Genomic DNA, 20,929 nt, shown 5'->3' on the forward strand with positions numbered 1-20,929 from the left:
ATATATAAAGCAAAATAAGCGTAGAATCCTTGGAAAATAAGGCTTAATCAAAGAAAGAATATAAGACTAAATCGTCTAAAAACCGTAGATTTCTTTCGTTGTTTTTAAGGTTGATTCTGCTACTTCCTTCAAAGAACAGTCAAGCACATTTGCTAACGACTCAAGAGTGTAAGGCACCATATAAGGCGCGTTAGGCCGCCCGCGGTAAGGCATTGGAGTAAGGTACGGAGCATCCGTTTCAACAGTTATGTGGTCTTTTCCAATGATTCGCGCAGATTCTTGCAAATCCTCGTTACCCTTATAGCTAATCGTTCCAGAAAAGCTGGCGTACCATCCGTTTTCTTTTAGCACTTGAGCTAAGTCTTTTCCGCCAGAATAGCTGTGGAAAACTGTGCGCTCTGGCGCTCCGTCTTTTAGCAAAATTTCTACAACATCGCTATGCGCATCTCTATCGTGAATTTGAAGCGGCAAATTAAGCTCTTTTGCAAGCGCTATATGCGCGCGGAACGAGTCACGTTGGTAAATTCTTGCGCGTTCGCCTGTGCGGAAATAGTCTAATCCTGTCTCTCCAATCGCCACTACTTCTTTTGGATGCTCCATTACTAGCGAGCGCAAGCGTTGCATTGCTTCGTCAAATGGAATATCGTGATACGGCTTATAAACTACTGGCAAGCCGTCTGGCCCTTCTGCTCCTCTATGGCCATGTAAAGGCGCTTCGTTTGGGTGAATCGCTATTGCAGCACGTACGCAATCCGCGTGATCTGCCGCAAAGTCTATTGTTGATTGCCAATCTGGGTATTCGCATCCAACTTCAATCATTTTGAAAACGCCTGATGCTTTTGCACTATTTACTAAATCGCTTGCGCTAGGCTCAGCTATTAAATCTCGACCTTTTTGCTCTAATTCTTGATTAAGATTTTTTGCAAAATCCACTACGCTTAGCATATGCGTGTGGTCGTCTGCAATTGTTATGCCTTCTTTAATTAGATTCTGCCATATTTCAGACTGCTCTGTTAAAGAAGGCGCCCAATTGTGCTCGCGATGATGCTTACTCATGATTTACAAGTGTAGTCGCATATTTAACGCGACTTACAATGTGACTTTTTGCGCTTATTGAATCGCCGCACTAATCGCAGCGTATTGCGATTCCACAAGCCTGTAATACGCACCTTTTTGCGCCATAAGTTGCTCATGGCTTCCGCGCTCCACGATTTGCCCATGGTCAATCACGCAAATCAAATCCGCATTCTCGATTGTAGAAAGCCTGTGTGCAATCACAAAAGAAGTGCGATTTTTAAGCAATTGAGCTAATCCTGCTTGCAAAGCTTCTTCTGTACGCGTATCTATATTGCTTGTTGCTTCGTCTAGGATTAAAATTCGCGGGTCTGCTAAAAGAACGCGCGCAAACGATATAAGCTGCCTTTGTCCTGCAGAAAGAGTGGCTCCTCGCTCCTCAATTTCCGTATCGTAGCCATTAGGCAATTCTTCAATAAACTCGTGAGCGTTAACTACTCGAGCCGCAGCCTCAATCTCTTCGTCCGTTGCGTCAAGCTTGCCGTATCGAATGTTTTCTTTAACAGTTCCGCTAAATATAAAGCTATCTTGAAGCATAACTCCCATTTGCTTTCGCAAAGATGCTAACGTTATTGAACGCACATCGTAGCCATCAATGGTGATTGAGCCTTCGGAAACGTCGTAGAATCTAGAAAGCAGGCTTACAAGCGTTGTTTTACCTGCTCCAGTAGGGCCTACAAGCGCAACCGTTGTTCCAGGCTCAACATGCAAGTCAACTAAATTCAAAATCGGCTTTCCACCCTCTTCGTAGCGAAAAACAACATCGTTTACGTCAACCTTGCCTTTAATCTGCGGCAATTCTTTTGCATCTGGCTTATCTACAATATTTGGCTTAATGCTTAGAGTCTCAAAAATACGCTCCAAATACACTGAGCATGTTACAAGTTGCGTGTAGAAGTTACCAATGTTTACAACTGGCTCCCAAAAAGTGCTCGAATACCACACAAATGCTATAAGCGTACCCGTGCTTATGTTCATACTGCTTGCGTTTGTTATGCCAACATAGTAGAGCAGCGAAATTGCTGCACTTTCAATAATCGAAGCTCCTGGCCAAAGAAGCATTTGCACTCTAACGTTTCGCATCCACGCTTTTCTAACTCCCGACTGCTGATCTTGGAATGTAGCGTATTGTTCTGATTCGCGCGCAAAAGTCTGAGTGGTTTTTACGCCTGCGATTGATTCGTGCAAATATGCGTTAAGATTGCTTTGCTTATTCGACAATTTTTTAGACGCTTTTCGTTGCAAAATCTGTAAAGTGCGAGTCCAGATTATAAAAACTGGGAATAATACAAGACTCCACAACGCCATTCGCCAATCTATAGAAAACATTGCGATTAACGTAATGATTAGCACAAAAACATCGGAAAATACGTTGATTAAACCAGACGAAAGCGTGTCGGAAAGCGTATTAATGTAATTTACTATGCGAATCAAAATCTTGCCGTGTGGGCGCGAATCGAAGTAATCAAACGATAACGATTGCACGTGCGTAAAAATATCGCGACGCATATCTTTAATTACCATTTGACCAAGTCGCGTAATAGCAAGCGTTCTGTAGGCTAGCCCAAGCTCATACAGCACAATAAGCACGCCAAACAATGCAATAAGCGCGTACAAATAAGAAACGTTTTTATTAGGCAAAACTACGTCTATAAGTGTTTTTGTAATCATTGGAGTTACTGTCATAATGCAGCTTCCGCTAATAACAACTAAAACTATTTTGACTAATTGCCATGCGTACGGCTTTATGTATTTGCGAACGCGCATAAGCTCGTGTAAATTTACGTGCTCTTCTTGGCTTTCGTCTTCTCTATAAGTGTTGCGCTGCGCCATTCTACTCCCCCTTAGCCTCGTGTGAATCTTCAAATCCCAAAGCTTTGCCTGTTTGCATACCAAGCTGCTTTTTATAGATTTCCCAATATCTTCCATGCGACGCAACAAGCTGCTCATGCGTTCCGCGCTCTACAATTTTGCCGTGATCTAGCACAACAATCATGTCTGCGTCTTTAACAGATGAGATTCTGTGCGCAATTGTGATTACTGTTCGCAAGCCGTCTAGCTTTTTTAGCTCTTTTTGAATATGCTCCTCAGTTTCCATGTCTACTGCAGAAGTTGTATCGTCCATAATCAATATTGCAGGATTGTTTGCTAGCGCGCGAGCAAGACTTAAGCGCTGCTTTTGACCGCCCGAAAGGCCAACTCCTCGTTCTCCTACAACAGTTTCGTAGCCTTCTGGCATGCTCATAATAAAATCGTCTGCATCTGCGATTCTTGCCATACGCCTAATCGTGCTATCTAATTCTTTGCAATTTTCCTCGTTTTGAGGCAAACCAAAGCCAATATTTCCTGCAATCGTATCGGAAAACAGGAATGTTTCTTGCGCAACTATGCTAACTTGATTTCTAACAATTTCTAGAGGCCATTCGCGCACGTCTTTTCCATCAATTAAAACGCGGCCGCGCGTAGGATCATAGAATCTTGCTATAAGACTTACAAGCGTTGACTTTCCAGACCCTGTTTCTCCTAAGATTCCAAGCTTTGTGCCTGCTGGAACATCTAAATCAATATCGCTTAAAATTGGCGAATCAAGATCGTCTGGGAACGCAAAATCAACGTGTTCAAAAGTTACGCGCCCCTTAACTTTAACGTTTTTTGCAGATGTAGATGGCAAATCAATATGCGATTCTTGCGTAAGAAGCTTACGAATATTTACGCATCCTGCGTTGAATCGCTGCCAATCATTAATAAGCCACCCAACCATTCTTACTGGCATGTGGAGCATCCAAAGAAAACTGTTAAACGTTACAAACGCGCCTAAAGTCATGCTTCCATTAAGCACAAGCCATCCGCCAAATCCTACTGTTACAAGCTCCAGCGCAAAGCCCATACCGTCCAGCCATGGCATGTATTTTTGCGTGTTTTTTGCAAGCGTAATATTGCGATTAAAGTAGTCTTCGTTGCAATCGTCGAATTTCTTTGTTTCAAAAGGTTCGCGAACAAAAGCTTTTACAACGCGATTGCCTTCAATGTTTTCTTCTACCATTGAATTCATGCGCGCAAACGATTCGCGAATCGCAAGGAACTTCGGCCTAGCATTCTTGCCCATAAGCTTTGCAAGCCAGAACAAAAATGGCGTAATCGCCATAAGCGCTAGAGCTAGCTGCCATTGGATTGAAAACATTATAATTAGCGCAAACACAAACATCACTACGCAATCCAGCGCCATATAAGATACCCAGCTTAAAATGTGGCGAATCGCATCCGTATCCGAAGTCATGCGGCTCATAATGTCGCCTGTGCGCGTGTGATTAAAGTACGTAAAGTCAAGTGAATGTAGCTTCTCGTATTCGTCGCTTACAAGGCGATACACGGCGTTTTGGCCGAATCTTTCCATTTGAAGCTGGTAAATATATCTTGAACCTACGCGAACAATCATCATTGCAACCATTAGCACGCATACGTTAAGAAGCAAGTCATGCTGTTTTCCAATAATGACTTTGTCTACAATAAAGCCAGAAAGCAGAGGCATTGTCATTGCCATTGTGTCGTTGATAGTAAAAAGAACTAGCGATACGCCTACTCTCCACATATCTGGCTTACAATATTGTAAAACCCAGCGCACATTGCTCGCGTCTTTGCGTTTACTTGGATTTACATACATGCGCTAGATTCTCCCTTATTTTTGACTTTGCGATTTATTTTTTTTATTAAGTTTTATTAAGTTTATACTATTTTTCTGAGTTTATTTTTGCGCGACTATTTTTGCGCGATTATTTGCTGCGGATTACACGCACGCGACTACGCGCAAAAGCATGTGGCGTGCAGCCCAAAGACCACACGCCACATGCTATAAGTTAAGCAATCAGCTTAGTAAACTTGCGCGAGTTATCGCTACAAATTTACTCACTTCTGCCAACCAATGTTTTCAACAAAAACGTTAGCATATCCAGCAGGACCGCCGTTAGCGAAGCCCTTCTTGTATGCCTGATAGGTTGGAGGAGCAGAAACTGGGAGTGTACCATACTCGGCGAAAGCCATGGACTCACCCTTGTTGGCCAATGCAGTCTGTTCCTTGTAATCGTAGGTCTTGCCAATCTTGGCTAGAACGGCATCAATCTTCTTGCTGCCAGTGCCAGTAAAGTTGGAATCGCTCTTAGAATCGTATACCTGGGAAGCGGATGCCAAGAAGCTCAATGGAGATTGGGAAACCCAAGCCATTGGAAGAACCTGGAAGTCGAAGGAAGCAACAGCCTTAGAGAACTTAGATGCAGGCTTGTTTACAGTCTTGCACTTCATTCCAGCCTTCTTCATCATGGCCTGGAATGCGTTAGCAAGAGCTGCCTGAGTGGAGTCATCGCCGAAGAAGGTAAATGTGAACTGAACGGTCTTACCATTCTTAGCGTAGTAACCGTCTTTGCCCATCTTGTAGCCAGCGGCCTCAAGAGTCTTCTTAGCGTTTTCTACGTTGAACTTACCATCAGCTGGGAGGTTGTTCTTGTAGCCAGCCTGGAACATGGAGAGAAGCTCCGAACCTGGCTGCTCGCTCTTCCAGTTCATACCCTGGAACTGAATCTTGTTGTAGGTGGCAACGTCGAATGCCTGGACAACGGCCTTACGCACGGCCTTGTCTTTGAATGCGCCAGCCTTTGCGTTTAAGTTAATAACACGAATCTTGGTGCTGTAGCCGTAACGGAGCTGAGCGCCCTTAACGCTACGAGCAGCCTTAACCTTATCCTTGGTGGAGATGGAATCCACGGAATCGATTTCGCCGTTCTGGAAGGCGTTCATTGCAGCGGTATCTTCCATACGCTTTACAACAACCTTGTCAAGCTTTGCCTTCTTGCCCCACCACTTTGGATTGCGCACGAAAACAACCTGATCTTCGGTTGCGGACTGAATCTCGAATGGACCTGCGCCCCACTCGTTGTGAGGATTACCTACCCAACCCTGGTTGAATACGGTTGGATCGGTTGCCTTTGGATGAACCAATGGAGCGAAAAGCAATTCCCAAGTTGCGCATGGCTTATTGTACTTAACGATTACTTGCTTAGGATTTGCGCCCTGCTCAACGGACTCAATGCAATCATAGCCTTCGTGAGATGGAACGGAGTATGCTTCGTTCTTGCCATTCATAACTTCCCAAGTGGCCTTGAAAGCAGTGTAATCAATGTCTGTGCCATCGTTCCACTTAGCCTTTGGGTTCAAATCGTACTGAACTACGAGTGGCTTGTCGCTAACCTTCTTAACAGAAGTAATGTAATCAGGGTTGTACTTAACCTTCTCGCCCTTAACGGTATCGTAATAAGGAAGCGATGGCTGGTAGAAGCCCCACAAAGTAGCCATGTAAGCAGTGTTACCATCGTTGGAAGCGTAGTTCCAGTTTGGACCCATGTCGGAAAGCGAGAACGTGTAAGTACCGCCATCCTTAACATTGTCACGAGGTTGTGGATTGTCGTAACGCTTGTCAACCTTAGGCATTGGAAGAGCGCCAGTGTAGGAAGTATCTACACCTGCGGCTGGCTCTTCGGTCATTCCGCCCTTAGCTTTATCTGCCGTAGTGGCGGTTGTACCACCACAAGCGCCGAGCAGCATTGCAACAGAAAGTGCAGCTGCGGCGAATACAGTTAATTTACCTGCATTAGTTTTTTTCATGATTCCTCTCATTCCCCAGAAATGATGTCCACTTTCTGGTATGTGTGTAGAGTATATCTAATCTTTTGACATTTTGTGTTACGACTTTTTTAACAAATGCTGAATTTAAACTTTTGTTACTTAAGATTTAATCCAGAAAAAAGAAAATTAAACACAGAAAACCGCAAAACAGAAAATTTTTTAGTTTATTTTGATTAAAAAACAAAATATATTACTTTTTTTAGAATTTATGCGCCTGTAACAAAAAATCGCGTGTGTCTTGCATAACACACGCGATCAAACTTGCCCTAAACAAAAGTTTAGGCGTATTCACAAAAGATTAGAATCAGACGCTTGCAACGTCATCAAACGAATCTTCTTCGTTGAGAATAATACGCTTGCGATTCTTCTCAATAACAGGATCTGGAATTGGCACAGCGCTAATCAAAGCCTTAGTGTACGGATGCTTAGGATTATCGAATACCTCATCCGTTTCGCCAGATTCAACAATGCGTCCGTGGTACATAACAGCAATTCGGCTAGAAATATGACGAACAACCGCCATGTTGTGAGCCACAAACAAGTAGGCAACGCCCAGCTTATCTTGCAAATCTTCAAGCAAGTTGATAATTCCAGCCTGAATAGAAACATCCAAAGCCGAAACAGGCTCATCAAGAAGAAGAAGCTTAGGGTTTACAGCCAAAGCGCGAGCAATAGCAATACGCTGACGCTGACCACCAGAGAACTGCGTTGGGAAGCGATCAACCTGATCTGGATTCAGCTCAACAAGCTGCATAAGCTCCGCAATACGCTGACGAATCTCTTCCTTCGACTTCTTTTGAACATGAAGAGGCTCTGCCAAAATATCGTAAACAAGCATACGAGGATCAAGAGAGCTCATAGGATCCTGGAACACGTATTGAATCTTAGAACGAAGCTCGCGACGCTGCTCTTTAGTCAACTTATCGTTAAGCTCGGTGCCGAAGACGGTAATAGAGCCAGCTTCTGGCTTCTTTAAGCTCATGATTTCCATCAAAGTAGTTGACTTACCAGAACCAGATTCGCCAACAAGAGCCACAGTTTCGCCTTCGCGAATCTCAAGGTCAATGCCATCAACAGCGCGAACTTCGCCAACCTTGCGTCGCAAGAAACCGCCACCTGTAATTGGGAATGTTTTAACTAAGCCCTTAACATCCAAAACAACCTTGCGATCCTCGCGAGGAATGCCTTCAAACATTGGCTTAATCGTTTTTTCGGTTTCTGCATGAAGCATCGCGCGAACAGTTTCGCTTTCTGCCTCAAGGCCCATCATATCGCTGGTATCTCCACTCTTTTCTTCTGCAATCAACATATCCATTGTTGGCTTAGAGATTGGAGTTAAGCGGCGAGTACGCTTTTGATCAACGCGCGGAACAGCGCCAAGCAAGCCGATTGTGTATGGCTGAGTTGGGTGAGCAAAAATCTCCTCAACGCTATTATGCTCAACCAAATGACCCGCATACATAACAATAACTTCGTCTGCAACGCCAGCAATAACGCCCAAATCGTGAGTAATGAAGATCATTGCGGCGCCAGTTTCTTTCTGAGCCTTCTTCAAAACATCCAAAACCTGAGCCTGAATCGTAACATCCAAAGCGGTAGTAGGCTCATCAGCAATAATAATATCTGGGTTATTCGCGATTGCCATTGCAATCATAACGCGCTGACGCATGCCACCAGAAAACTCATGAGGGAACGCCTTTAAGCGCTCAGCTGGCTTAGTAATACCAACCAAGTTAAGAAGCTCAATAGAGCGATCACGAATCTGATCTTCGGTCATATTTGGATTATGAATAACCAAAGCTTCCTTAAGCTGATCTCCAATAGAGAACACTGGAGTTAAAGCAGAAAGAGGATCCTGGAACACCATTGCAATGTTCTTACCGCGAATCTTACTCATCTCTGCATCAGACTTTGTTAAAAGCTCTTCGCCCTTATAAACAACAGAACCCTTAACAGAAGCATTCTTATCTAGCAAGCCCATAACAGCCAAAGAAGTAACAGACTTACCAGATCCAGATTCGCCAACAATACCAATTGTTTTGCCGCGATACAAATCAAAGTTCATATTGCGAACAGCGTGAACTGTACCAGCTTCCGAAGCAAAGCTAATTTGCAAGTTGCGTACAGAAAGAAGTGGTTCGTTGTTCTGATTTTCCATTGCAAAGTCTTCCTTATTTGCGTTATTACCCATATCAGTCATGTTTAAACCTCCACAAGCCTTACTCGGCCTTACCAACAGACCTAGAATATGGATCAATCGCATCGCGCAAGCCATCTCCAATAAGCTGAACGGAGAAAGTCAAAACAACCAAAACCGCAGAAGGAACCAAAAGAACCCAAGGAGATGTCATAACGCTACTTTGACCAACGTTAAGAAGAGTACCCAAAGAAGTATCTGGAGCCTTAATACCAAGACCCAAGAAGCTCAATGCTGTTTCGCCATTGATTGCGCCGATAACACCAAGAACCGTGTTAATAATCAAAACGGAACCAAGATTTGGAACAAGATGGCGAACAATAATGCGGAACGAAGAAACGCCTTCAAACTTAGCGGCACGCACATATTCGCGTTCGCGCAAGCTCAAAGTCAAAGTTCTAAGCGTACGAGCGTAACCAATCCAGCCAAAGGAAGTCATGCCAAATGCAAGCCACAACCAATCGTTGCCGCCAGTAGCAGAGCTAACAATCAAAGCAATAAGCAAGAAGGATGGAACAATCAAAAGCATGTCTAGAAGCCACATGCCAACCTGCTCAAACCAACCTTCAAAGTAAGAGATAGCAGTACCAACCAAAGCAGCAATAATCGTAATCGAAATGGAGCTTACAATACCAATAGAAAGCGAGCGACCAAGTCCGCGAACAACCATTGCATACATGTCTGATCCGCCAGGCGTTGTGCCAAGCCAATGTTCGGCGCTAGGAGGAGTTGCAAGAGCTGTAAAATCAGGCTCGTCGTAACCCCACTTGCTAATCTTAGATCCAAACAAAGCAAGAAGAATCAAGAGAACAAGTAAAACTAAGCCAACAACAGCGGATGGACGCCTAAAGAAGCGGCGCGTATAAAGCGTTATTTTGCCTGTGCGCTTAAAATTACCCCAAGAATTAGCAGTTGCCTTCTTATCAGCAGCAGACTCTTGAGCCTTTGAAGATACATCTTTTTTACTCATATCAATACACCTACACTATTGCGCAATTAGCTCAAACGAATACGAGGATCAAGCCAAGCGGAGAAGATATCTGCCAACAAGGCCCCGGCCAAAGTACACACGGCTCCGAACGCAGCAATAGCAACAGAACCATTAATGTCGTTATTAGAAATAGTTTGTACGAAGTAGCTACCCAAACCGTTAATTGCAAACACGGTTTCGGTAATCACAGCGCCCGTAAACACGCCTGCAATAGAGAAGGCAACGTCTACGGCAGTAGGAATCAAAGAAGTACGCAAAGCGTGACGACGAATAGCCACATTTAGAGGCAAACCCTTAGCGCGAGCAGTACGAACGTAATCAGCATTCATAGTGTCGAGCAAATAGGTGCGCTGCGTAAGATGGTAGCCAACCATGCCAGGAACAGTCATAACAATTGTTGGCAAAATCAAATGTTGCAAGAAGTCAAGAATAAAAGCAACAGGATTAGAACCCTGGTAGGAATGTAATCCAGTAACAAAGAATAAACGAGAACCAGCAGCGTTGTTAATGCTAATCGCAGCTAAAACAATAAGTAATCCAAACACGGCGGCTGGAACAACAAGCAAGAACGTAGCAATAGAGTTAAGAACCCTGTCTTGCCACTTATATTGGCGAATAGCAGTATAAACGCCAACGCTAACGCCTAAAACAATGCCAAGAACAGTTGCGCAAGTAACCAGCTGCACCGATGCGCCGATTCGCGCTGCAATCGCAGGACCAACAGGTGCTTGTTCTGGGCTTAATCCCCAATCCCAACGAGTAAGAACACCAGTAATCCAACGCAAATACCTTGTAATAACTGGAGTTTGGTCATTAATGTTTGCCAAATCCAAAGAACGGTTAATTGAAGGAATTGGTGGATGCGGATGCCTAGACATATAGTTCGATCTCGGATCCATAAATGCACTTGCCAAGAAATACGTCATGGATACGGATACAAACAGCATCACAACATAATTCAGGCATCGTTTAACGATGTATCGTATCATTGTGACTCTTTTCTACGTCTAAACATTGTTACCTCCATCTGGTAACTGCAAACTTACGCTTGCACACTGCCATCATTTAATCACTAATTAAAAAGGCAAATCATAAGCGTTTAAGGCACACTTAAGCAAGCCCTAATAATTTGGACGTGTAATTAGTATATTTTTAGCTAACCTATGTACATTGCTTAAAATAAACATGTAATAACACGTAATAAATAGTAATCTTAACCAAAATTAATACATAAAATTAGCAAAATATCAAAATATTTAACGAAATTACTTAAAATTTACGAAAATTAGTCGCGCAAATCGCCATAAACGCATAAAAATAGCATGTTTTACATAAACGAAACGCGAAAACTCACGAAAACTAGCGAACACTCACAAACACTCGCGAACAATTGGAGCCGCGCAAAACGCGACTCGTGCATTGAGCAAGCTACAATAACGCTTATTCACTGTTTTTAACAAAATAAAGGAGATATATGTCTGAAAACGTAAAAGCCGTTACACTAAACGACGTGCGCGAATATTCTAAGCATTTTAACGAACAGCGCGCAAATCGAGTAGCAGCAAACGCTTCGGTATCGAGCGGCGTTCTTAAAGCAGCAACAAGCTACCAGGGTCAGCGCGAGCTTCCACGCGAATTTTCTGTAGAACTAAAGCAAGGAACAATAACAAACCAACAGCATTCTGGACGTTGCTGGATGTTTGCATCGCTTAACACTTTGCGCTACGAGCTTATGCATAAGTGGAATCTAGAAGACTTTGAGTTTTCCGAAAGCTACTTGTTCTTCTGGGACAAGATTGAAAAAGCAAACGCATACTTGGAAAACGTTTTGGCGACTTTAGATGAGACATTAGATAGCCGAATTTTTGAGAGCATTAACTACGGTCCGATTGACGACGGCGGATGGTGGCAAATGTTCGTTAACTTGGTAAACAAGTACGGACTTATGCCAAAGAGCGCATACCCAGATTCGCAAAACGCTACCGATTCCGAAGCATTCGTGCAATACATTAATAGCAAGCTTCGCGAGTTTGCATGCGAATTGCGCGAGGCACACAAGAATGGCACTTCTATGGAAGAGTTGCGAAAAATGAAGATTCGCGACTTGGAAACCGTATACCGCATGACTGCAATCGCACTAGGCGAGCCACCAGAGCGTTTTGACTTCTTTGCGCGCACTAAAGATGACGACGACAAGAAGGACGATAAAAAGAGCGGCGAAAATAGTGAATCTAAGGGCGGCGAAAAGAAGGACGATAAGCCAAAGAGCGGCAAAGACGATCGCCCAATGATTTGCGAATACGGCATTACACCCCTCGAGTTTGCAAAGAAGTACGTGCCGGTAGACGTAAACGACTTTGTAAGCTTGTGCAACTCCCCAATGGAACGCACTCCGTTCAACAAGCTCTACCAACTCAAGTACACAACAAACGTTGCGGAGACTAAGGAAATGGAGTTTGCAAACGTTGCGCTAGAAGTGTTCCGCAAAGCCGCTGTGGATCAGCTAAAAGACGGACACCCAATTTGGTTCGCTTGCGATTGCACGCAATTCTCGCTAAGGCAAGAGGGCTTCTTTGACCCAGCAGTTGTGCGCGTAGACGAGCTATTCGATGTAGAGTTTACATTCGACAAAGCTAAAGGTTTGGAGTATATGGATTGCCCAGGCAACCACGCAATGACCTTTACTGGCGTAAATCTTAACAAAGATGGCGAGCCAGACCGCTGGAAGATTGAAAACAGCTGGGGCAAAGATAACGGCGAAGACGGATACTACGTTGGATCCGCTCAGTGGTTTGACCGCTACGTTACCGAAATCATTATTAACAAGAAGTATCTTGATGAAGCAACGCGAGCCATACTGGATCAAGAGCCTGTAATGCTTGACCCATGGACGCCACTTACAAAGCGCTGCCGCTAAACTTTATTTAGCACACGCTGATTTACAAACGTAGATTGCATTCGCAAATTACAAATGCAATCTGCGTTTTTTGTTTTATTCGCTTCCATATTTGGGGTTGTGCGCTTCCCTATTTGGTGTGTAGGAGGGCTGCGAATCGACTTGCATGGGCGCTTTGACTGAGCTTGAAATTGCATAACGCATTTCAAGCTCCTTCAAAGCGTGATTTGGCTCAAATGTAAAGTCCACTGGACTTTACATGCCAAATCAGCCGAACGGCTACTAATAGCCGTGAGGAATAGCGTAGCGCGCGAATGCACTTCGATTCGCTGAGCCGCTCAAGGCAGAAGCACTGCTTCTGCGCGGCGAAGACGTTCGCGCGCTTAGACCGCGCGAACGATTGCCTGCCTGAATACAATTCCTTACCTGGTATTGCGCGAGGTTTGAGTATTTCTCTCCTCGCAAATCCCGTCGCTACGCTCCTCTTTTATTGCTCGTAGAGAAATACATCAAACCTTCTGAATGTCTAGAACTTTTGCGTGGTTTTTATCACCGAGATTCTCGATTTTTCTTCTTCATTCGATGAATCACCATCAAAGATGCTGAGGTTCATCTCATTCAGTGCGAAAAATCTCGAATCTCCACCTAGCTTTGCGTAATCATGTAGTGCGTTTGTAGCTGATTCACAGAGTTTTGAGCAACATTTTCGGGAAGTGTGAGTAAGCAGCAAGAGCTTGAAAAAGATAAAAAGAAGCCCGGTGGGAAAGAGAAAACCCACCGGGGCAGAGAGAAAGAGAGAAGAAGGTTTCAGTTATGGGGTTCGCGAACGAACCTCACTGATGGAAGAACCATCAGCAATATTCATTATAACCACATTTTTCTCGCAAAACACGCATATAAACTAAAAATTTCCTGAAAATTTTTTCGTATTCCTGGCAGTATGCCAATTTTTTGTTACATACGTCACTATGCCTTAAAATTTTCCGCTAAAATCACTCAGATTCCAACGATTTTTTAGCTGCAGCCAATCTTTCTTCGTCAGCTTTACGACGAGCAGCAAGAGCAGACTCAAAACGCTCAAGCTCCTCATCAATCGCCTCTTTAGGAATCTTGGCAAAAATCGGAGTTGGCTTAGCAACAGGAGTACCAGTAACCAACGGCTCACTTTCCCATGGATGAACAGTTTTTCCAAGCTCATAGTCGCCAGTAATAATCGGGTACTTAAAATCTGGATTATCTAAGTCGCTCACCTCTTCGATTCTTGGAAGCGGCGAGAACACTCCCGTTCCACCAAGAGCTTCCCAAACTTTTTGCGCAGAATGAGGCAAGAATGGAGCAAGCAAATGATTAGCGTCCGAAACAGCTTGTGCAGCAACATGCAAAACCGTTCCAAGACGAGACTCGTCATCCTTAATCTTCCAAGGCTCCGTAGCAGAAATATACTTGTTGATATCCGACACAACGCGCATAGCCTCATTAAGAGCATTCTTTTGATGATGACGCTCAATCAAACCACCAACAATCTCAAAAGCATTAGAAGTTTGATCCAAAAGCGCACGGTCCATATCTGTCATTGAATTTTCATCCAACGGCGGAATCTCTCCAAAATTCTTATTAATCAAATTTGCAACACGATTAACAAGATTGCCCCAACTTGCTGCAAGCTCCTCGTTATTGTGACGAACGAACTCTGCCCAAGTAAAGTCGGCGTCAGAATTTTCTGGACCCGCAACGGAAATGTAGTAGCGCACAGCATCCACTGGGTAGCGCGCCAAAATGTCTTTAACATAAATCACGATTCCGCGCGAAGAGCTGAACTTCTTGCCTTCCATGGTCATAAACTCGGAAGCAACAACCTGCTCTGGCATGTTAAGTGGGCCATAAACGCCAGCCTCGCCACCTTTAGAGCCAGCGCCGTTATACGCAAGCATCTCTGAAGGCCAAATTTGAGAATGGAAAGTAATGTTATCTTTGCCCATAAAGTAGTAGCCAGGAGACTTAGGATCGCACCACCAATCGCGCCAAGCGTCTGGCTTGCCCTGCCTACGCGCCCACTCAATGGATGCAGACAAGTAGCCAATAACGGCGTCAAACCACACGTACAAGCGCTTATTTGGGTTATCAATCCAGCCTTCTACAGGAACTGGAATGCCCCAATCAATGTCTCGCGTAATTGCTCGAGGCTTAACTTCCTTAAACAGACCAATTGAGAAGTTAATAACATTTGTACGCCAACCATCCCTGGAATTAAGCCACTCCAAGTTTGCGTTTGCTAAAGCAGGCAAATCGAGGAAGTAATGCTCTGTTTCTTCAAATCGCGGAGTTTCGCCGTTAATCTTAGAAACAGGATTAATAAGCTCGTCTGGGTCTAGCTCGTTCCCGCAAGCATCGCACTGATCGCCTCGCGCGCCGTCCGCTCCACAAATCGGGCAAGTGCCCTCAATATAGCGGTCTGGAAGAGTGCGGCCTGTAGAAGGCGAAATCGCAACCTTTTGAGTCCCCTTGTAAATATAACCATTCTTAAGGCACTGGCGGAACATCTCTTGAACAACATGCTCATGATTTGCCGTTGTTGTGCGCGTAAATAAATCATAGCTTAAGCCTAAATCGCACAAATCTTTAGTAATCACGCGATTATATCGGTTTGCAAGCTCTTGCGCACTCACGCCCTCTTTATCTGCCTCAACCAAAATCGGCGTGCCGTGTTCGTCTGTTCCAGAAACCATAAGCACGCTGTTTCCCTTCATGCGCTCGTAACGCGCGTATACGTCGGAAGGTACACCAAATCCTGCAACGTGACCAATATGACGAGGGCCATTTGCGTAAGGCCATGCAACATTCACCAAAATATGACTCATAGCCAAATATTATCTTGTTCAGCGAGGACACATTAAATAATACACAGAAAAATCACACTAAAAAATCGCTATAAAAATCACATAGCAAAGTAGATAAATCAAGAATAATCACGTGTAATCAATCACAACTACACACAATCGCAAGCCACATTTAATCACATATGATTTAGTCACATATAGTCACATTTTTTTATGTAAAAAACTAAAAATCCACTTTTCCACAATTACAAAAAATCGAGTAGACAAAAAAGTAAAACACGATATTGTGTATAAAACTTAGAAAATTAAAACCTAGAGCAGCAGAACACTACAGAATTACAGCACTAAAACATTACAGCACTAAAGAGTTGGCACATTAAGCACATTACACAGAAAGGAGAAACATGAGCACTTCAACGTTGAACAAAAAACGCACAATACACAATGACGAAAAAAATAAAAAAGCAATAAAAGACTACAAAAGACGCAAAGAATACAAAACTCGCGAAGAATACGAAGACTACAAAAACTACAAAGACTACAAAGACTACAAAAACGAAGAGATGATTTTATTTTCGGAAAAACAAAACGAGGAGCTGCCTATTCTTATAGACACAAAACACCTACCAGGGCCACTAAGCATGAAGAAACTGTGCAATTTTGGAGCATTCAACAACGTTTCAATACGCACTGGATTTACGCAATCTACCGCAAAAACCCCAGAAGGACGATGCAACGTGCTAAAAAATCTGCTTCCAAACGGAACGGTGGCATGCGCATTTACAGCATCTTGGATTTGGCTTGGCGGAAAAATCCCAAACATACTAGAGATAATATCCAAAAGTCATTATCGAATAAAGCCGTACGATCACCGACTACAAGTGTTTAGAAGAAAACTAATGAAAAAAGAACAAAGGGTGATTAAAGACTTGCACGTAACTTCTCCAGCGCGAACTATTTGCGACATTGCACTAACGCCATCAAAAAACATTTACGAAGAAATAAGAAGAGTAGATACTGTGTGCGAATTGGCGCAAAAATACAACACCAGTTTTAAAGATTGCGAAAAAATCATAGACAGCAATCCTTATTTTCCAGGAGCTGCGAAGGCAAAAGAGTGGATTAAATACATAATAGACAAGGACAATATTCTTTATGACTATTAGAGAAAATATTAAGAATTATAAAGCGAGCGCAATGCCGCCAAAACCGCCAATTGTGCTCACTGCGCAAGTCGCGTGCTGTGAAAACACAAGCAAAGACGTGCTATGGCATATTGCTAAGAACGTGCCTGAATTAAGAAAATGGGTTGTTGCAAACCCAGTCGCGGACGCAAAAATGCTGGAATACATATCTCAGCAAGGAGGGCCAGGCGTTAAACAAAGTCTAGATGTGCTTTTAGAAGCATACGAATATGCAAAAAATGGGGATTAATTGCTGCTTAATTTTCCACATTTGCACATTTTTTGCTTTTATTGATACAACTTTTGCACATTTGCACATTTTTTGCTTAATTTCCTATTTAGTTGTCCACATTTTCCTTGATTTTTAAGCAAGCTGCATAAACTTCTTTACGATTAGCAAAAGAGCCGTCTGAAAGAGGATTTTGTGAAACAACTCGAGTTATAGCATCTTTGATTCGCAAGCCCTCGTTTTGTGAAAGATCGCAAGCCATTTTAGCAAGCTGATCCACGCTTAAATCGACGCTTTGTTGCGCAACATCACTTTCGCTAGCGCCCGAAAGTACAAGCACAATCTCGCCACGAGGAGGATCATTTTCTACGCTTTTTGCAATCTGCTCAATAGTTCCACGACGCACTTCTTCAAAATCCTTAGTAAGCTCGCGGCACAACGCCATTTTGCGATCTGCTCCAAAAACTGCAAGAAGAGCTGCCATTGACTCCGCAATCCTGTGCGGCGCCTCGTAAAACACGATTGTTCGCCTCTCTAAAAGAAGCGAGCGCAAATGCTGCATGCGCTCCCCCGACTTGCGCGGCAAAAAGCCTTCGTAGCAAAAACGGTCTGTTGGCAGGCCAGAAAGCGCCAAAGCATCCAACACGGCACTCGGTCCAGGCGCGCAAGTAACAGGCAAATCGCGCTCTATTGCGCGGCGAACAATCGCAAGCCCTGGGTCGTTAATCGTAGGCATGCCAGCGTCGGAAACAACAAGAACAGTGCTGCCTTGCTCAACCTTGTCTAGTAAACCATCTGCCTTATTGCGCTCATTGTGATCGTGATACGCAACAACTTGCCCAGAAACGTGCACGCCAAGGCGATTTGCAAGGTCGTAAAGCCTACGCGTATCTTCTGCTGCAACAATATCCGCAGTTTCTAGAAGATTAATTAAGCGCGCAGAAGCATCTCCCATATTTCCAATCGGAGTGGCCGCAAGAACAACTTTTCCTAAATTATCTTCTTCACTGCTCATCTTAAATCTCCTTATAAAACCTCTTAAGACTCTACACGAATTTATAAAATAACGCACATAATGCACACTAAAAATAAGATATTTGATTAGAATTATGCTTAAGTTTATGCTTAGTAATGCTTAAGTTTATGCTCAGTAATTATGCTTAACATAAATTGCAATCGCGCAAAACGAAAAGAGATACCATGAAGATTATAGAACGCCAAATTAAAGGCATTGATGGCAGTAACGCGCTTCTAACTGCATACGTTTTAGACGATAATTTAGATAGCGAAGGAGATCAAACGCGACCAGCAGTGCTGATTTTGCCAGGCGGCGGATTCTTGCGCGTTTCTAATCGAGAAGCAGAGCCTATTGCTATGAAGTTTGCTGCCGCTGGATTCCACGCTTTTGTTTTGCGATACTCGCTTGTGCCTAGCGCGCACCCTACTCAGCTTTTGGAAGCCGCAGAAGCGATGAGCTTAATTCGCGAAAACGCAAAAGAATGGCATGTAGATGCGCAAAAAGTGGCGATTATTGGATTCTCTGCAGGCGGCCATGTTGCAGCAAATCTTGCCACTAGCGTTAGCGACGATGTTGAAGAAGCAAATGGATATAACGCAAATAGCGTTCGCCCAAACGCTCTTATGCTTGCTTACCCTGTGATTTCTGCTGGCGAATACGCGCATAAGCCAACTTTCGACCGTCTTTTTGGAGACGTAGATTCCAGCACTCGCGCGCAACTCGTGGAGCAGCTTTCGCTTGAAAATCACGTTGATTCTAAGACTCCACCTGTGTTCGTTTGGCAAACGATTACAGACCAGACGGTTCCAGTTCAAAACTCGATTATGTTTATTAATGCTTGCGTTAAAGCTGGCGTAAGCGTGGAAGCACATTTGTTCCCTAAGGGTCCGCATGGCTTGGCTTTGGCGGTTAAAGAAACAGCTAAGCGCGATGAAAATGGCGCAGTGCTGCCTGAGTTTGTTCAGCCAGAAGTTCAGCAATGGATTGATCTTGCTTGCGATTGGCTGAATCGCACTTTTGCATAATCTAACTTCGATGCGCGCTTAGACCGCGCAAACGATTACCTGCCATGTAGTGCGTTTGTACCTAATTTACGGCGTGTCGCGATACAAACACACTACACAAACACACAAAACTGTAGTGTGTTTGTATTTGATTTTGATGTTTTTTGATACAAACGCACTACAGAAATTTTAATCACACGATTTTTGGCATAGGAGTTGTTAGTGAAGCTGTAAGGTTGACTTGCACAACCCCAGCTCCAGCATGAACTTCTACTTTTTTAAGCGTTACAGTGCGAGAATCCGCAGGCGCGTGATCGTCATCTGTCATGGTTGCTGGCGACTTTACAGCAACAAGAGCTAAGCTATCAAAATCAACACCAGCCTTATTGCACAAATCCTGCGCTTCCTTCAACGAATCAGCAAAACCTGCTTTGTCGATTACGCGCTCAACAGGCACACCATACGCCTCGGAGCAAAGCAGATTAATACGCTCGCGAAGCGACTTTCCGCGGCGGCTTTGCGGAACTTTCGTTTCAGCATCCGCAGTGATTACAGACACAAAATCGTCTAGCTGATCTGCCAATCCATCTCCGCCGTCTCGGAAAAGATTGCCAACAATCGGCTTACGGAATCCCAAAGTCTTAGCCTGCTCAAGCAAATCTGGAACCTGCCCATCTTCACCTTCCCACAAATTAATAAGAGGGAACGTAGGAATATTAAGCGACTCAAGGCGCGAAACGTGGAACGGGTAACGCCATGCAAGAGTTTCGTCATCTTGCCAAGTAGTTGCTCGAGTAACAACAACCGCAGCAGCAGGCCACTTTGCGCCAAACTCGCGAGCAGCAATATCTAGCCACTTTTGCGCACCAGCATCCGTTCCATACCCTGCCTCCACAACAACAACATCGTGTAGCGCGCAAGCCATCTCAACGCTCACAAGGCTTGGAATACCAAGCGAAACGTTGGCAAATGGCCCGCAATGAACGTAAATCGGAGAACCATTAATCGTCTCAGTTTTTGCAGGCTTTACAGCATCTGCAAGAATATTTGTGATTCGCCACAAGTCAACAAAATCACCAAATTTAACAGGATTCCCGTCTTTTGTACCAGCAATCATTGCAGCAACGCGATTTGCAATCTCTTCCATGCTTCTAGAAAGCACTACGATTTGCATAAGCTCACAAGTTGGCGTTAACACAACGCGCTCCGCAACCGTGCCCTTGCCAAAGTCAACAGCAATACTACGCAAAGACCTTGAAGGCACTTCGCTTACACGTGGCACTAAAATCGTGTCTAAAATACCCTCGTCAATCGCCTTTTCTGCAAAAGAAACAAGCAAATTTTGCGCGCATTCAATAGCCGCCATTTCTCCGCACAATCCCCAGTCAATCAACTCTGGGTGCGAAAGCGAGGACTTTCCGCCGCCGCTAGCGCCGCCTTTTGAACCAGCTGCAGTAATGCCCATGCTTGGCTGCCTCAAAACAGCCGCAGCATCTACTCCACGTTCGCGCAACGCGTCTACAAGCGCAATAGTGGTGGTTGTTTTGCCCTCTCCTCTAGAAGCCTTAAGAGGAGTATCAGCTGTAACGAGCAACACTTTACCGTGCTTTTTTTGCTCGCTTGGATTCTTCTTTAGATAATCCATAAATCCAAAAGCGTCGATTTTTTTAACCAATCCAAATTGTGCAGTAAACGAATCAAGAATGCTCATATTCCCCACTTTCATAAGCGAAAAGCCTAGTTGATGCCGATAGTGTTCAATAACAGACGTTCAATAATAAAACGCGCATAGCTAATGTAAATGAACAATTTTTATACTATACGAT

Annotated in this window: 14 protein-coding genes; 4 read left to right on the forward strand and 10 right to left on the reverse strand. The window is 44.0% G+C overall.

The genetic code is table 11. The features are described 5' to 3' along the window. Positions 1-75: 75 nt before the first annotated feature. From NYP65_RS03610 to NYP65_RS03640, 7 genes are all read right to left on the reverse strand, one after another. A complete protein-coding gene (locus tag NYP65_RS03610; protein ID WP_473410622.1) occupies positions 76-1,056 on the reverse strand; it encodes a TatD family hydrolase in 981 nt (326 codons plus the stop codon). A 54-nt stretch (positions 1,057-1,110) separates the two neighbouring features. Next, the gene (locus tag NYP65_RS03615) at positions 1,111-2,907 is read right to left on the reverse strand and encodes an ABC transporter ATP-binding protein (RefSeq protein WP_473410623.1); all 1,797 of its coding nucleotides are present in this window, start codon (positions 2,905-2,907) and stop codon (positions 1,111-1,113) included. A gap of 1 nt (position 2,908) precedes the next feature. Beyond that, positions 2,909-4,735 carry an ABC transporter ATP-binding protein gene (locus tag NYP65_RS03620; protein ID WP_473410624.1) on the reverse strand — a complete coding sequence of 609 codons (1,827 nt, stop codon included), beginning with the start codon at positions 4,733-4,735 and terminating at the stop codon, positions 2,909-2,911. Between the two features lie 242 nt (positions 4,736-4,977). Continuing rightward, the gene (locus NYP65_RS03625; RefSeq protein WP_473410625.1) at positions 4,978-6,726 is read right to left on the reverse strand and encodes an ABC transporter family substrate-binding protein; all 1,749 of its coding nucleotides are present in this window, start codon (positions 6,724-6,726) and stop codon (positions 4,978-4,980) included. 325 nt (positions 6,727-7,051) lie between these two features. Continuing rightward, entirely contained in the window at positions 7,052-8,947 is a 1,896-nt protein-coding gene (locus tag NYP65_RS03630; RefSeq protein ID WP_016795340.1) for an ABC transporter ATP-binding protein, read from the reverse strand. A gap of 19 nt (positions 8,948-8,966) precedes the next feature. Further along, positions 8,967-9,914 carry an ABC transporter permease gene (locus NYP65_RS03635; protein WP_004132192.1) on the reverse strand — a complete coding sequence of 316 codons (948 nt, stop codon included), beginning with the start codon at positions 9,912-9,914 and terminating at the stop codon, positions 8,967-8,969. Between the two features lie 26 nt (positions 9,915-9,940). Next, positions 9,941-10,924, reverse strand: a complete 984-nt coding sequence (locus NYP65_RS03640; RefSeq protein ID WP_415694886.1) for an ABC transporter permease — start codon at positions 10,922-10,924, stop codon at positions 9,941-9,943. 485 nt (positions 10,925-11,409) lie between these two features. Here NYP65_RS03640 and NYP65_RS03645 point away from each other — a divergent pair, with 485 nt between their 5' ends. After that, entirely contained in the window at positions 11,410-12,852 is a 1,443-nt protein-coding gene (locus NYP65_RS03645; RefSeq protein ID WP_473410626.1) for a C1 family peptidase, read from the forward strand. A 971-nt stretch (positions 12,853-13,823) separates the two neighbouring features. On the opposite strand, the gene metG is transcribed toward NYP65_RS03645, so the two are convergent. Further along, on the reverse strand, positions 13,824-15,689 hold the full coding sequence (gene metG, locus NYP65_RS03650) for a methionine--tRNA ligase (protein WP_020757829.1): 1,866 nt from the start codon (positions 15,687-15,689) through the stop codon (positions 13,824-13,826). Positions 15,690-16,072: 383 nt separating this feature from the next. On the opposite strand from metG, the gene NYP65_RS03655 reads away from it, so the two are divergent. Together NYP65_RS03655 and NYP65_RS03660 are read left to right on the forward strand one after the other, a co-directional pair. Next, positions 16,073-16,834 (forward strand): hypothetical protein, encoded by a 762-nt coding sequence (locus NYP65_RS03655; protein ID WP_128832168.1) that lies wholly within the window; start codon positions 16,073-16,075, stop codon positions 16,832-16,834. Then, the gene (locus tag NYP65_RS03660; RefSeq protein WP_020757442.1) at positions 16,824-17,102 is read left to right on the forward strand and encodes a variant leucine-rich repeat-containing protein; all 279 of its coding nucleotides are present in this window, start codon (positions 16,824-16,826) and stop codon (positions 17,100-17,102) included. Before NYP65_RS03655 ends, NYP65_RS03660 begins: the two co-directional genes overlap by 11 nt. Before the next feature lie 88 nt (positions 17,103-17,190). Here the strand turns inward: NYP65_RS03660 and rsmI are convergent, their stop codons facing one another. Further along, entirely contained in the window at positions 17,191-18,096 is a 906-nt protein-coding gene (gene rsmI, locus NYP65_RS03665) for a 16S rRNA (cytidine(1402)-2'-O)-methyltransferase (RefSeq protein WP_020757443.1), read from the reverse strand. Positions 18,097-18,281: 185 nt separating this feature from the next. Here rsmI and NYP65_RS03670 point away from each other — a divergent pair, with 185 nt between their 5' ends. Further along, entirely contained in the window at positions 18,282-19,124 is an 843-nt protein-coding gene (locus NYP65_RS03670) for an alpha/beta hydrolase (RefSeq protein WP_473410627.1), read from the forward strand. Between the two features lie 172 nt (positions 19,125-19,296). Here the strand turns inward: NYP65_RS03670 and NYP65_RS03675 are convergent, their stop codons facing one another. Next, entirely contained in the window at positions 19,297-20,814 is a 1,518-nt protein-coding gene (locus tag NYP65_RS03675; RefSeq protein WP_473410628.1) for a formate--tetrahydrofolate ligase, read from the reverse strand. Positions 20,815-20,929 lie beyond the last annotated feature (115 nt).

It is taken from the genome of Gardnerella sp. c12Ub_1 (assembly GCF_055804375.1).

Coding starts and splice junctions, on each gene's coding strand:
- NYP65_RS03610 (WP_473410622.1), bottom strand. CDS start 1,056: ATGAGTAAGCATCATCGCGAGCACAATTGGGCGCCTTCTTTAACAGAG.
- NYP65_RS03615 (WP_473410623.1), bottom strand. CDS start 2,907: ATGGCGCAGCGCAACACTTATAGAGAAGACGAAAGCCAAGAAGAGCAC.
- NYP65_RS03620 (WP_473410624.1), bottom strand. CDS start 4,735: ATGTATGTAAATCCAAGTAAACGCAAAGACGCGAGCAATGTGCGCTGG.
- NYP65_RS03625 (WP_473410625.1), bottom strand. CDS start 6,726: ATGAAAAAAACTAATGCAGGTAAATTAACTGTATTCGCCGCAGCTGCA.
- NYP65_RS03630 (WP_016795340.1), bottom strand. CDS start 8,947: ATGACTGATATGGGTAATAACGCAAATAAGGAAGACTTTGCAATGGAA.
- NYP65_RS03635 (WP_004132192.1), bottom strand. CDS start 9,914: ATGAGTAAAAAAGATGTATCTTCAAAGGCTCAAGAGTCTGCTGCTGAT.
- NYP65_RS03640 (WP_415694886.1), bottom strand. CDS start 10,924: ATGATACGATACATCGTTAAACGATGCCTGAATTATGTTGTGATGCTG.
- NYP65_RS03645 (WP_473410626.1), top strand. CDS start 11,410: ATGTCTGAAAACGTAAAAGCCGTTACACTAAACGACGTGCGCGAATAT.
- metG (WP_020757829.1), bottom strand. CDS start 15,689: ATGAGTCATATTTTGGTGAATGTTGCATGGCCTTACGCAAATGGCCCT.
- NYP65_RS03655 (WP_128832168.1), top strand. CDS start 16,073: ATGAGCACTTCAACGTTGAACAAAAAACGCACAATACACAATGACGAA.
- NYP65_RS03660 (WP_020757442.1), top strand. CDS start 16,824: ATGACTATTAGAGAAAATATTAAGAATTATAAAGCGAGCGCAATGCCG.
- rsmI (WP_020757443.1), bottom strand. CDS start 18,096: ATGAGCAGTGAAGAAGATAATTTAGGAAAAGTTGTTCTTGCGGCCACT.
- NYP65_RS03670 (WP_473410627.1), top strand. CDS start 18,282: ATGAAGATTATAGAACGCCAAATTAAAGGCATTGATGGCAGTAACGCG.
- NYP65_RS03675 (WP_473410628.1), bottom strand. CDS start 20,814: ATGAGCATTCTTGATTCGTTTACTGCACAATTTGGATTGGTTAAAAAA.